This window comes from Streptomyces sp. PSU-S4-23 (assembly GCF_055632315.1).
Window position 1 is genome coordinate 2502002 of record NZ_JBVMUU010000002.1, and the last position, 13169, is coordinate 2515170.

General features: G+C 69.7%; 11 protein-coding genes. 4 read left to right on the top strand and 7 right to left on the bottom strand.

Features of this window, described 5'->3' with window-relative positions; genetic code table 11:
* Nucleotides 1-97 precede the first annotated feature (97 nt).
* From ACZ79I_RS12125 to ACZ79I_RS12145, 5 genes are all read right to left on the bottom strand, one after another.
* Nucleotides 98-1246 (bottom strand): DUF475 domain-containing protein, encoded by a 1149-nt coding sequence (locus tag ACZ79I_RS12125; RefSeq protein ID WP_471496843.1) that lies wholly within the window; start codon nucleotides 1244-1246, stop codon nucleotides 98-100.
* 186 nt (nucleotides 1247-1432) lie between these two features.
* Nucleotides 1433-2008 carry a TerD family protein gene (locus ACZ79I_RS12130; protein WP_471496845.1) on the bottom strand — a complete coding sequence of 192 codons (576 nt, stop codon included), beginning with the start codon at nucleotides 2006-2008 and terminating at the stop codon, nucleotides 1433-1435.
* Between the two features lie 568 nt (nucleotides 2009-2576).
* The gene (locus ACZ79I_RS12135) at nucleotides 2577-3152 is read right to left on the bottom strand and encodes a TerD family protein (RefSeq protein WP_381079600.1); all 576 of its coding nucleotides are present in this window, start codon (nucleotides 3150-3152) and stop codon (nucleotides 2577-2579) included.
* A 120-nt stretch (nucleotides 3153-3272) separates the two neighbouring features.
* Nucleotides 3273-3731, bottom strand: coding sequence for a peroxiredoxin (locus ACZ79I_RS12140; protein WP_471496847.1), 459 nt, complete (start codon nucleotides 3729-3731; stop codon nucleotides 3273-3275).
* A gap of 176 nt (nucleotides 3732-3907) precedes the next feature.
* A complete protein-coding gene (locus ACZ79I_RS12145; RefSeq protein WP_381079604.1) occupies nucleotides 3908-4345 on the bottom strand; it encodes a DUF3052 domain-containing protein in 438 nt (145 codons plus the stop codon).
* A 425-nt stretch (nucleotides 4346-4770) separates the two neighbouring features.
* Here ACZ79I_RS12145 and aceE point away from each other — a divergent pair, with 425 nt between their 5' ends.
* Nucleotides 4771-7518 (top strand): pyruvate dehydrogenase (acetyl-transferring), homodimeric type, encoded by a 2748-nt coding sequence (aceE, locus tag ACZ79I_RS12150; RefSeq protein WP_471496849.1) that lies wholly within the window; start codon nucleotides 4771-4773, stop codon nucleotides 7516-7518.
* Nucleotides 7519-7594: 76 nt separating this feature from the next.
* Nucleotides 7595-8368 (top strand): potassium channel family protein, encoded by a 774-nt coding sequence (locus ACZ79I_RS12155; RefSeq protein ID WP_471496851.1) that lies wholly within the window; start codon nucleotides 7595-7597, stop codon nucleotides 8366-8368.
* Between the two features lie 276 nt (nucleotides 8369-8644).
* Here the strand turns inward: ACZ79I_RS12155 and ACZ79I_RS12160 are convergent, their stop codons facing one another.
* A complete protein-coding gene (locus tag ACZ79I_RS12160; protein ID WP_471504892.1) occupies nucleotides 8645-8995 on the bottom strand; it encodes a small hydrophobic protein in 351 nt (116 codons plus the stop codon).
* Between the two features lie 234 nt (nucleotides 8996-9229).
* The gene (locus ACZ79I_RS12165; RefSeq protein WP_471504895.1) at nucleotides 9230-10798 is read right to left on the bottom strand and encodes an MFS transporter; all 1569 of its coding nucleotides are present in this window, start codon (nucleotides 10796-10798) and stop codon (nucleotides 9230-9232) included.
* A gap of 172 nt (nucleotides 10799-10970) precedes the next feature.
* On the opposite strand from ACZ79I_RS12165, the gene ACZ79I_RS12170 reads away from it, so the two are divergent.
* Together ACZ79I_RS12170 and ACZ79I_RS12175 are read left to right on the top strand one after the other, a co-directional pair.
* Complete coding sequence (locus ACZ79I_RS12170) at nucleotides 10971-11612, top strand: TetR family transcriptional regulator (RefSeq protein WP_471496853.1); 642 nt, start codon at nucleotides 10971-10973, stop codon at nucleotides 11610-11612.
* Nucleotides 11613-11887: 275 nt separating this feature from the next.
* Nucleotides 11888-13105 carry an alpha/beta hydrolase gene (locus ACZ79I_RS12175; protein ID WP_471496855.1) on the top strand — a complete coding sequence of 406 codons (1218 nt, stop codon included), beginning with the start codon at nucleotides 11888-11890 and terminating at the stop codon, nucleotides 13103-13105.
* Nucleotides 13106-13169 lie beyond the last annotated feature (64 nt).

Genomic DNA, 13169 nt, shown 5'->3' on the forward strand with positions numbered 1-13169 from the left:
CCGCCCCCTGTACTCACGGTTCCACAGCCGCGGGGCGGCCGCGAGGACGAGTCCTCGCGGCCGCCCCGAATCAGAGCGTTCCTCGCCCCGGGGCGCGTCACACCCCGGACGAGACCTCAGTCTTCTCGTCCGAGCTCTCGCCTTTTCCCTCGCCCCCGGCGAGCGCCCGGTTGCGGCGCACGGAGGACCAGAAGGACCAGGCGATCAGGACGACGCCGACGAGACCGGTGACGACCTCGTTGATCTGGTACTGGATGGTGACGAGGAGGATCACGGCAAGCGCGCCGATCGCGTAGTGCGCGCCGTGCTCCAGGTAGACGTAGTCGTCGAGGGTGCCCTGGCGGACCAGGTAGACCGTCAGCGACCGGACGTACATCGCGCCGATGCCGAGGCCGAGCGCCATCAGGACGATGTCGTTGGTGATGGCGAAGGCGCCGATCACACCGTCGAAGGAGAAGGACGCGTCCAGGACCTCCAGGTAGAGGAACATGAAGAACGCGGCCTTGCCGGCCAGGAGGATCGCCGAGCGCTGCTTGCCGGCGCGCTTGGCCTCTTCCTCCTCCTCGTGCTCCCGCTCCTCCTCTTCCTCAAGCCGGTCCTCGAAGTAGCCGGAGAGACCGCCGACGATCATGTAGGTGATCAGGCCGGCGATGCCGGCGATCAGCACCGTCTGTGCCTTGTCGACATGCGCGCCGCCGTGCTGGTGGGCGTGGGCCGCGAAGGTCATGGAGGAGATCAGCAGAACGATCAGCGCGATGCAGACCGACAGCATGTCGACCTTGCCGAGCTTGGCGAGCGGACGCTCGATCCAGCGCAGCCACTGGATGTCCCGGTCCTCGAAGATGAAGTCCAGGAAGATCATCAGCAGGAACATGCCGCCGAAGGCGGCGATGGCCGGGTGGGCGTCGGTGACGAGCTGCTGGTACTGGTCCTTGTCCGTCAGCGCCAGATTCACCGCGTCTACGGGGCTCTTCTTCGCGGTGACCGCGACGATCACCACGGGGAAGACGAGTCGCATGCCGAAGACGGCGATGAGCACGCCGACCGTGAGGAAGATCTTCTGCCAGAAGGCATTCATCTTCTTCAGGATCCCGGCGTTGACCACCGCGTTGTCGAAGGACAGCGAGATCTCGAGGATGGACAGGATCGCCACGATGCCGAAGGCGGTCCACCCCCCGTAGAGGACCGCGGCGGCCAGGCCGACCGCGGTGACCACGAACGACCAACCGAAGGTTTTCAGAAGCACTGGCTACCCAATCCGTATCTGTACGGGTCTCCCCCGTTGCCGTACCCGGCTTTGCCTAATGTTGACCACGAGTCTAGAGGGGGAGCGGCCCGGCCGGGCCACTTGGTTCGGCCGGACCTCGCAGCCGCAGGCAGGGGAGCGCGGACCGGCTCCCTCGCCGATCACGAGGAAGGCGGGACGTGGCCTCTACGCGACGTTGACCCCGAAGTCCAGGGCGATGCCGCGCAGGCCCGACGCGTACCCCTGTCCGACGGCGCGGAACTTCCACTCGCCGCCGTAGCGGTAGACCTCGCCGAAGATCATGGCCGTCTCCGTGGAGGCGTCCTCGCTGAGGTCGTAGCGGGCGAGTTCCTGGCCGTCGGCCTGGTTGAGGACCCGGATGTAGGCGTTGCTGACCTGGCCGAAGGTCTGGCCGCGCTCGTCGGCCAGGTGGATGGAGACCGGGAAGACGATCTTGTCGCACTGGGGCGGCACCTTGGCGAGGTCGATCAGGATCGTCTCGTCGTCGCCCTCGCCCTCGCCGGTGAGGTTGTCGCCGGTGTGCTCCACGGAGCCGTCCGGGCTCTTGAGCTGGTTGTAGAAGACGAACCACTCGTCGCCGAGCACCCGGCCACCGCTGCACAGCAGTGCGCTGGCGTCGAGGTCGAAGGGTGCCCCGGTGGTGGAGCGCGCGTCCCAGCCGAGCCCGATCATCACATGTGTGAGGTTGGGTGCGGCCTTGGAGAGGGAGACGTTGCCTCCCTTGGCGAGCGTGACGCCCATGATGCTGGTCCTCCCCGAAGTACTGCGTCGTGCCGGGGGCGGATCCCCCCGGTGGTCCGGGGGCGGATCCCCCCGGTGGTCCGGGGGTGGCTTCCCCCGGGTGGTCCCGGGCCGGGCCCCCGGTGGTCGGAGGTCGGCCCCGGTGGCCGGGAACCGGGCCCGGTGTCCCGGAGGCCACATCCCCGCCACCTCGGGAGCCGAATCCCCGAGACCCCGTGGAGCCCCGGCCCCCACTACCGCGAACCCGCACCCCCCGCATCCAAGAGCCCGGCCCCACTACCGCGAACCCGCACCCCCCCCCGCATCCGAGAGCCCGGCCCCCGCTTCCTGGGAATCGCGCGCCCGGAAGACGTGAGCCCGGCCTCCCGGTACCGGGAGGCCGGGAAGCTCGAACCCCCGGCGCCTGGGAGCCCGGCCGCGTGCCGGAAGCCCGGGTCCCCGCTGCCGGGGGCCCGCCCCCGGTGTCCGCGGCTCGGGACTCCCGCCGGTCCCCGTCCGTCCGGCGCCGCGATGCGTGCGGCGCCGGACGGCGGTGACGGACGGTGACGCGACCGCGCGAGCGTCCGGCTCAGACGTTCACGCCGAAGTCCTGCGCGATGCCGCGCAGTCCCGACGCGTAGCCCTGGCCGATGGCACGGAACTTCCACTCGCTCCCGTGGCGGTACAGCTCGCCGAAGACCATGGCGGTCTCGGTGGAGGCGTCCTCGCTCAGGTCGTACCGCGCGATCTCCTGCTGGTTGGCCTGGTTGACGACGCGGATGAACGCGTTGCGCACCTGGCCGAAGGACTGCTGGCGGTTCTCGGCGTCGTAGATGGAGACCGGGAAGACGATCTTGTCGACGTCGGCCGGAACCCCGGCGAGGTTGACCTTGATGACCTCGTCGTCGCCCTCGCCCTCACCGGTGAGGTTGTCACCGGTGTGCTCCACCGAGCCGTCCGGGCTCTTGAGGTTGTTGAAGAACACGAAGTTCTGGTCGCTGCCGACCTTCCCCGAGGAGTTCAGCAGCAGGGCGCTGGCGTCCAGGTCGAAGTCGGTGCCGGTCGTGGTGCGGACGTCCCAGCCCAGACCGACGAGGACCGCGGTCAGGCCCGGGGCCTCCTTGGTCAGTGATACGTTGCCGCCCTTGCTGAGGCTGACTCCCACGAGTCCTCCCATTGGTGTCCAGGGGCGGGGAGCCCCGTGGTGCGTTGGTGTCGGGTATCGGATCAACGAGTCGATCCTAGTGACCGGTTCCCGCGCCCCGCAGGGCTTGGAACCGAAGAATCACAGGGTGTCGAGCGCCTTCACGTACTCGTTCAGGTCACGCGCGTCCGGCAGGTCGTTGACGACGGTCCACCGCACCACGCCCTCCTTGTCGATGATGAAGGTCCCGCGCACCGCGCAACCCTTGTCCTCGGCGAAGACGCCGTACGCGCGCGAAATGTTGCCGTGCGGCCAGAAATCGGACAGCAGGGGGTACTCCAGGCCCTCCTGTTCGGCGAAGACGCGCAGCGTGTGGATGGAGTCGTTGGAGACGGCGAGCAGCTGGGTGCCGTCGTTGACGAACGCCGGCAGGTTGTCGCGCAGCTCGCACAGCTCGCCGGTGCACACGCCGGTGAACGCGAAGGGGTAGAAGAGCAGCACCACGTTCTTGTCGCCGCGGAAGTCCGAGAGCTTCACGGTCCGGCCGTGGTTGTCCTTGAGCTCGAAGTCGGGGGCCTTGTCTCCGACCTGGATCGCCATGGTCCTGCATCCCTTCCGGTGGACTGTTCGGGGTGGGACCACCCTACGCAGCGATCACCGCGGGCCGGCGGACGGGCTGAGTGTTTCAGCCCGTCCGGGGTCCGGGAAGCAGGCCGTTCAGGCCCGTACGGAGGTCCGGGCACCGGACCTCCGGGGACGGTCACCGGGGTGGGGGGTCACTTCTTGGGCTTGGCGGCCTTCGGCGTCACCAGCCGGCTCCCGCTCCAGTCCTTGCCCACGCTCACACTCTTGGACGCCGACAGACCCGCCGTCGTCGCGGCTTCGGAGATGTCGCTCGGCTCCACGTAGCCCGTACGGCCGGTCTTCGGCGTGAGGAGCAGGATGGAGCCGCCTTCTTCGATGTACGTGGTGGCGTCCACCAGCGCATCCGTCAGGTCGCCGTCCTCGTCGCGGAACCACAGCACCACGGCATCGGCGACGTCGTCGTAGTCCTCGTCCACGAGCTCGCCGCCGATGGCTTCCTCGATGGCCTCGCGGAGCTCCTGGTCGACGTCGTCGTCGTAGCCGATCTCCTGGACCACCTGCTCGGGCTGGAACCCCAGCCTCGCGGCAGGGTTCGTCCGCTCCTCCGCGTGGTCCGCGGTCGCGCTCACGGGTTGCCTCCTGATCATGTCTTGGTGAGTATCTCAGCCACGCGCGTACGCGAAGCATTGGCCGTAGTCCACACGGGCGGGACGGATCGCGCAAGTACCCGGCGGTTCAGACCGCCGAAACGGTGACGATCCTGGCCGTGTCGCCGCAACTCCTGTCACGGTATCGCGCCCGGGAGTGATCCACACCACACCGTTCTGCCCGGTTTGCGCAGTCCGGAATCCTTCACCGGTACGAAGGTCGAACGGCCCTTCCGGGGGTGTCACAGCGTGGGCGTATCGTTGCGTTTTGGTCGGGCTCATCACGCAAGACCGGTCCGCCGCCATGGTTACCACTCGGTAGAGATGACGTTTCGCTCCCCCCAGGTACACGATGGGGACCGGTGCAGGCACAGGCAGAAGTAGCCCTCTGACAGGTAAGGAACAGCGTGGCTTCCGGATCCGATCGCAATCCGATCATCATTGGCGGCCTTCCGAGTCAGGTTCCTGACTTCGACCCCGAAGAGACCCAGGAGTGGCTGGACTCCCTCGACTCCGCCGTGGACCAGCGCGGCCGCGAGCGGGCCCGCTACCTGATGCTCCGTCTGATCGAGCGGGCCCGCGAGCGGCGCGTGGCCGTGCCCGAGATGCGCAGCACGGACTACGTCAACACCATCGCGACCAAGGACGAGCCGTTCTTCCCCGGCAACGAGGAGATCGAACGCAAGATCCTCAACGCCACCCGGTGGAACGCCGCGGTGATGGTCTCGCGCGCCCAGCGGCCCGGGATCGGGGTCGGCGGCCACATCGCCACCTTCGCCTCCTCCGCCTCGCTGTACGACGTGGGCTTCAACCACTTCTTCCGCGGCAAGGACGAGGGCGACGGCGGCGACCAGGTCTTCTTCCAGGGCCACGCCTCGCCGGGCATCTACGCCCGCGCGTACCTCCTGGACCGGCTCACCGAGCAGCACCTGGACGGGTTCCGCCAGGAGAAGTCGAAGGCCCCCTACGGCCTCTCCAGCTACCCGCACCCGCGTTCCATGCCGGACTTCTGGGAGTTCCCGACGGTCTCCATGGGCCTCGGCCCGATCGCCGCGATCTACCAGGCCCGCATGAACCGCTACATGGAGGCGCGCGGCATCGCGGACACCTCCAGGTCCCATGTCTGGGCGTTCCTCGGCGACGGCGAGATGGACGAACCGGAGTCGCTCGGGCAGCTGACCCTCGCCGCCCGCGAGGGGCTGGACAACCTGACCTTCGTCGTCAACTGCAACCTGCAGCGCCTCGACGGCCCGGTCCGCGGCAACGGCAAGATCATCCAGGAGCTGGAGTCGGTCTTCCGCGGCGCCGGCTGGAACGTGATCAAGCTGATCTGGGACCGCACCTGGGACCCGCTGCTGGCCCAGGACCGGGACGGCCTCCTGGTCAACAGGATGAACACCACGCCGGACGGCCAGTTCCAGACGTACGCCACCGAGTCCGGCGCCTACATCCGCGAGCACTTCTTCGGCGACGACCAGCGGCTGCGCGCCATGGTCGAGAACATGACCGACGACCAGATCCTGCACCTGGGCCGCGGCGGCCACGACCACCGGAAGATCTTCGCGGCCTTCTCGGCGGCCAAGGCGCACAAGGGCCAGCCGACGGTGATCCTGGCCAAGACGATCAAGGGCTGGACGCTGGGCCCGAACTTCGAGGGCCGCAACGCGACCCACCAGATGAAGAAGCTCACGGTCGACGACCTCAAGCGCTTCCGGGACCGCCTGCACCTGCCGATCTCCGACAAGGAGCTGGACTCGGGCCTGCCGCCGTACTACCACCCGGGCCGGGACTCGGACGAGATCCAGTACATGCACGACCGCCGCAAGGGACTCGGCGGCTACGTCCCGACCCGTGTGGTGCGCTCGAAGCCGCTCCCGCTGCCCGAGGACAAGGTGTACGCGACCGTCAAAAAGGGCTCCGGTCAGCAGTCGATCGCCACGACCATGGCGTTCGTGCGCCTGCTGAAGGACCTCATGCGGGACAAGGAGCTCGGCAGGCGGTTCGTGCTGATCGCGCCCGACGAGTACCGCACGTTCGGCATGGACTCGTTCTTCCCGAGCGCCAAGATCTACAACCCGCTCGGACAGCAGTACGAATCCGTGGACCGCGATCTGCTCCTCGCGTACAAGGAGTCCCCGACCGGCCAGCTGCTGCACGACGGCATCTCGGAGGCGGGCTGCACGGCGTCGCTGATCGCGGCCGGCTCGGCGTACGCCACCCACGGCGAGCCGCTCATCCCGGTGTACGTCTTCTACTCGATGTTCGGTTTCCAGCGCACCGGCGACCAGTTCTGGCAGATGGGCGACCAGCTGGCCCGTGGTTTCGTGCTGGGTGCGACCGCCGGGCGTACGACGCTGACCGGTGAGGGCCTGCAGCACGCGGACGGCCACTCGCAGCTGCTCGCCTCGACCAACCCCGCGTGCGTGGCCTACGACCCCGCCTACAGCTACGAGATCGCGCACATCGTGCAGGACGGTCTGCGCCGGATGTACGGCTCCTCGCCCGAGCACCCGCACGGCGAGGACGTCTTCTACTACCTCACCGTCTACAACGAGCCCATCCAGCACCCGGCCGAGCCGGAGAACGTGGACGTCGAGGGCATCCTCAAGGGCATCCACCGCATCAGCGAGGGCACCTCGGGGAGCATCCCGGCGCAGATCATGGCCTCCGGCGTCGCCGTCCCGTGGGCGATCGAGGCGCAGCGGATCCTCGCCGAGGAGTGGAACGTGCGCGCCGACGTCTGGTCGGCGACCTCCTGGAACGAGCTGCGGCGGGAGGCCGTCGAGGTGGAGCGGGACAATCTGCTGCACCCGGAGGAGGAGCAGCGCGTTCCGTATGTGACCCGGAAGCTGAACGGGGCCGAGGGTCCGTTCGTGGCCGTGTCCGACTGGATGCGATCGGTTCCGGACCAGATCGCACGCTGGGTGCCCGGCCCCTACCAGTCGCTGGGTGCGGACGGCTTCGGCTTCGCGGACACGCGCGGTGGGGCCCGCCGCTTCTTCCACATCGACGCGCAGTCGATCGTGGTCGCGGTGCTCACCGAGCTGGCGAAGGCGGGCGGGATCGACCGCTCGGTGCTGAAGCAGGCGATCGACCGCTACCAGCTGCTCGACGTGGCGGCGGCCGACCCCGGCGTGGCCGGCGGCGACGCCTGACCCGGCTGCGGATCGCCCCCGAAGGGCGGCGGGGCGACGTTCCCCGCCGCCCTTCGGGCTTTTCTACGATGCCCGTATGAAAGAGACATCGGCACGGGCCCGCTGGGAGCACTACACCGGGCGGCCCCTGCTCGTGCTGGCGATCGCGTTCGCTGTCGCGTACGGCGTGCCGATCGTGGACACCGACGCGAGTCCCGCGCTGACGACCGCGTGCACGGTGGTGGAGTGGGTGGTGTGGGCCGCGTTCGCCGCCGACTATCTGGTGCGGCTCGGGCTCTGCGAGAGGCGCCTGGAGTTCGTCCGTACGCACTGGCCGGACCTGTTCGCGGTGGTCCTTCCGATGCTCCAGCCGCTCAGGCTGCTGCGGATAGTGGCCACGCTCATACTCGTGGGGCGGCGGGCCCGGATGGCCTCGCAGATCCGGCTGACGACGTATGTCGGCGGGTCGGTCGTCGGGCTGCTGATGTTCGGGTCGCTGGCCGTGCTGTCGGTGGAGCGGGACTCGCCGAACGGGAACATCAGGACCCTGGGCGACGCCGTGTGGTGGTCGTTCACGACGATGACGACCGTGGGGTACGGGGACCACGCGCCGACCACCGGGCTCGGCCGGGTGCTCGCGGTGGGGCTGATGCTCTCCGGTATAGCGCTGCTCGGTGTGGTGACCGCGAACATCGCCGCCTGGTTCATCGCGCGGTTCGAGCAGGACGACGCGGTGGAGCGACGGCAGACGGCGGCGATCGAGGCACTGACGGAAGAGGTACGGGCCCTGCGGGCGGAGGTCGCCGCGCTGTCCGGGCCGCCGCCCGTGCCGCATCCCCACGCCCCGGAGGAGACCGGCCCCCGGCCGTAGCCGGGGCCGCTCGCACCGGCCCCTGGGCAGGGCCCGGTCACGGACCGGACGGTCCCGGCACCCGGCACCCGGCACCCGGCACCCGGCACCCGGCACCCGGCACCCGGCCTCAGGAGCCCGGCCACCGACCGGACCGTCCCCGCGCCACCGGCTCAGGGTCCCTTCCCACGGACCGTCCCCGCACTCCCCGGACCGGGGACCCCGGCCACCGACCGGACCCTCTTCGCCCCCCATCAGAGGCGCGGCCGTACACCGGACCGTCCCCCGCGCTCCCGGTCAGAGCAACCCGTTGCCCGGGCCGCCCGTGGTGCCCGTCAGCCAGAGGAGGGCCAGGAGCGTGTCGATCGCTCCCAGGACGAGGGCCACCAGGGCCGTCACCGGGCGGGTGCTCGACCGGCCGCGGCCCAGGGCCAGCCGGCCGCACACGACCGCCACCGGTCCCAGAACGATGCCGAGGGCGAAGAACCCGGCGATCGCGCAGACGACTCCGACGATCCCGAGTGTGGTGCGATCCGGCCCTGCCGCCCGCACCCGGCTCCGCCCCGCCGAAGGGAACTCCCAGCGGGACCGGGGGCGGCCCCTGGGACGGAGGTGTCCGCGCGTGCCGTGCCCGAAGTTCGCCATCATCAACTCCCGGAACCTCGTGGTCAGTTCGGGTTCGATGCGGCGGGTACCCCGCGGTGCCCGGGCCAGACCTGCCTGCGCGCTGCCCCCCTCCAGCAGCGCGCCGCAGTCCGGCCGCCCTCCGGGTCCCACGGCCCCGCCGTGCGAAGGACGCGACCACTGTGACCTGCGGCGCGCGCGGGTAGGGAGGGATCTTGAGCGCCTTCACCCTGACGAGCGAACGCACCCCGCCCGGCGTCAGATGTGCGCGGCCCCCGCGCCCGCCTCCGCGTTCTCGCCGCGCTTGGTGAGCAGCGCCACCAGTACGGCGACCGCCGCCACGCCCGAGGCGACCAGGCAGGCCAGGCTCATGCCGGAGATGAACGTGTCGTGCGCGACACCCGTGATCTTCTCGGCCACCACGGCCGGAACACCCTTCGGCACCGGGGCGACACCCACCTGGACCGCCTGCGACGCCTGGTCGAGCTGGGCGGGGGTGAGCGGCGGCAGCTGGGCGGCGGCCCAGTTGCCCGGAAGGTCGTTGTCGACGCGGGAGGCCATCACCGCGCCCAGCACGGCCGTGCCGAGGCTGCCGCCGATCTGCATCGCGGCCTGCTGGAGGCCGCCGGCGACACCGGAGAGCTCCATCGGCGCGTTGCCCACGATGACCTCGGTGGCGCCGACCATCACCGGGGCGAGGCCGAGGCCGAGCAGGGCGAACCAGATCGACATGACGGCGCTGCCCGTGCCCGCCTCGAGCCTGGACATGCCGAACATGGCGACCGCGGTGAGCACCATGCCGCCGGCCAGCGGGATGCGCGGGCCGGCCTTGGTGATCACGGCGCCCGCGAGCGGGGAGCCGACGATCATCATGCCGGTCAGCGGCAGCAGGTGCAGGCCCGCGTCGACCGGGCTCATGCCGTGCACGTTCTGCAGGTAGAAGGTGACGAAGAACAGGCCGCCCATGAAGGCGATCGCCATGAGGACCATCAGGACGACACCCGCCGACAGCGGCACCGAGCGGAACAGCGCCAGCGGGATCAGCGGTTCCTTCACCTTCGTCTCCCAGAAGGAGAAGAGGGCGAAGCACGCCAGGGACGCACCGATGAACAGCCATGTCTTGCCGTCGCCCCAGCCCCAGGACGGGGCCTTGATGAGCGCCCAGACCAGGCAGAACATGCCGCCCGACAGCAGCGCGATGCCGAGCAGGTCGAAGGAGCGCGGCGCCTTCTCGGCGCGGTGGTCGGTGAGGATCAGCAGACCGAGGAGGAGGGCGAGGGCGCCGACCGGCACATTGATGAAGAAGACCGACTGCCAGCTGACGTGCTGGACGAGCAGACCGCCCAGGATGGGGCCGCCCGCGGTGGAGGCGCCGATGACCATGCCCCAGATGCCGATGGCCATGTTCAGCTTCTCGGCGGGGAAGGTGGCCCGCAGCAGACCGAGCGCGGCCGGCATCAGCAGCGCGCCGAACAGGCCCTGGAAGACACGGAAGGTGATGACGAGGGCGATGCTGTCGGAGAGGCCGATGGCGCCGGAGGAGGCGGCGAAGCCCACCACGCCGATCAGGAAGGTCTGCCGGTGTCCGAAGCGGTCGCCGAGCTTGCCCGCGGTGATCAGGGTGACCGCGAGGGCGAGGAAGTAGGCGTTGGTGATCCACTGGACGTCGGCGAAGCTCGCGCCCAGGTCCTTGGCGATGGCCGGGTTGGCGATGGCCACGATGGTGCCGTCGAGGGCGACCATCATCACGCCGATGGCGACGGCTACGAGGGTGAGCCACGGATGCCCGCGCAGCCCTCGCCCGGGCGCGCCATCCGGCGGGGCCATCGACGTACTGGACGTCTTGTCCCCCGGTTCCGTCGCGTCGACGGTGGTCTGACTAGTCATGAGGTCGAGGCTAATGACAGCCTCTGACAAATGACAAACCAGTTCACAAGTCGGTAACTGCCACGCCACTCACGGATAGGGTGAACCGGGCGGATGAACGAAATGAGGACCCATGGAGACGGCCCCGCGGCCGGGACTGCGTGAGCGCAAGAAACGACGCACCCGGGACGCGCTGCTGCGCGCCGCCCTGGAGTTGTTCCTCACCCGGGGGTACGAGCGGACGACCGTCGACGAGATCGCCGCGGCCGTGGACGTCTCGCAGCGGACCTTCTTCCGCTACTTCGCCGGCAAGGAGGAGGCCGTCTTCTTCGCGCACTCCGTGGCGGAGTCGCACTTCCTGGAGGCGGTGCGCGGGCGGCCGCCGCACGAGGCGCCCCTGGAGGCGCTGCGCCAGGCCGTGCTGGAGGGCTGGGACGGCATCGGTGAGGCCGTAGACCGATTCATCCCGATCGAACTGCATTTGCGCACGTATAGGTTGATCGAGTCGACGCCCGCCCTGTTCGCCACCCATCTGCGCCGCTCGGCGGAGCTGGAGGAGGAGATCGCCCGTGCGATCGCCGAGCGCGAGGGGCTCGACGTGGACACGGACCCGCGGCCGCGCGTCACGGTGGCCGTGTTCGGCGGGGTGATGCGCGTGACGGAACGGCTCTGGAGCGCACGGGAAGACCTCAGCGTGGCCGCCATCCGCGAACTGACGGCCTCTTACCTCGACGCCGTGGGCCCCGCGTTGGCCGAGAAGTGGCGCGCGGAGTGATTCCGTACCGATCCCGCACCGATCCCGCACTGATCCCGTGCTGATTCCGCATCGGTCCCGTACGGGTCAAGTGAATTCCCGCTCCCGCCGCACGGGCCGCAGCCGACGGGGTGAACCCGCGGTCACACGCGGTGCGGGAGGAGGCGCACTTCATCGGCGCAGCGTGATGATCGAGCGTAAAGTGTATCCGTTTTGCCGCAATTGGCGCACGAGAAACGTGAGACGCGTCACTCGGTTAACGCGAGACACTCTCGTTCTCCTAGTGTGTCCTTCCAGTGACTTCCTTCGACACCTCCCCGCAACTCAACGTCTGGCGCGCGCTGCTCGCGCTGGCTGTGGTCTTCGTGATGCTCGCGACGACCGGCTGGACCGCCGTGCGCAGCCACCGCGGCCTCACCCCCCTGCAGGCGTCGCGCTCCGCGTGGGAACACGGCAGGATCGCCGGACGTGAACTGCCGGACCTGGACGAACCCCCGGCCCGGCTCGCCGCCTTCTTCGCCTCGCTCAGCGCCCGCCAGCGCTCCCGGCTCGCCCACCGCTACCCGCTCGCGGTCGGCAACATGAACGGGGCCCCGGTACGGCTGCGCTACGACGCCAACCACATCGCCCTCGCCAGGCAGCGCGACGTCGAGCGCGTCAGGATGCACGACGACCGGCTGTCGCCGGTGGGTCAGCGGGAGGCCGGCCGCCTCATGAACCGCTTCGGGGCGCTGATGCGCAAGGACCGGCAGATCCTCGCCTTCGACCCGGAGGGCTCGGGCCGTATCGCCGAGGTCCTCGGGAACCTCGACCGAGCCGAGCGGATCTCGGTCGTCGTCCCCGGCGTCGACACCGACCTGCTCACCTTCCAGCGCACCTTCCGCAAGTACTCGGCACCGGTCGGCATGGCCAGGTCCCTGTACACGGCGGAGCACGAGACCGACCCGCACACCCGTACGGCCGTGATCGCCTGGGCCGACTACACCGCGCCCAGCGGGCTCGGCATGGAGGCGGCGACCGCGATGCGCGCCACGGAGGGCGCCGTCCGGCTCAACGCCCTGCTGCGCGCCCTGCCCGGCAACGCACCGGTCCAGCTGTACTGCCACAGCTACGGATCCGTGCTGTGCGGGGTGGCCGCGCACCGGCTGCCGGCCCGTGTGTCCGACATAGCGGTGGCGGGCAGCCCGGGTATGCGGGCCGACACGGCGGGGGGCCTGCACACCACGGCCCGTGTGTGGGCCATGCGGGACGCCGACGACTGGATCCAGGACGTGCCCTACCTGGAGGTCGGCGGCCTCGGCCACGGCGCCGACCCGGTCTCCCGGGGCTTCGGGGCGCGGGTGCTGTCCGCACAGGGGGCGAAGGGTCACGCCGGCTATTTCGAGCCGGGCACGGAGAGCCTGCGCAACTTCGCCGACATCGGCACCGGCGCATATGACTCGGTGCTGTGTGCCGACGACGATGGAGGCTGCCGGGCGGGTTTGTCCGGTGCCGTGTCGGCCGGACGCGCGTAGAGGACCAGGAATTGCGGTCTGCCAGGGGAGGCGACGGAGGAGCTCATGCCGCATACGATGAGCC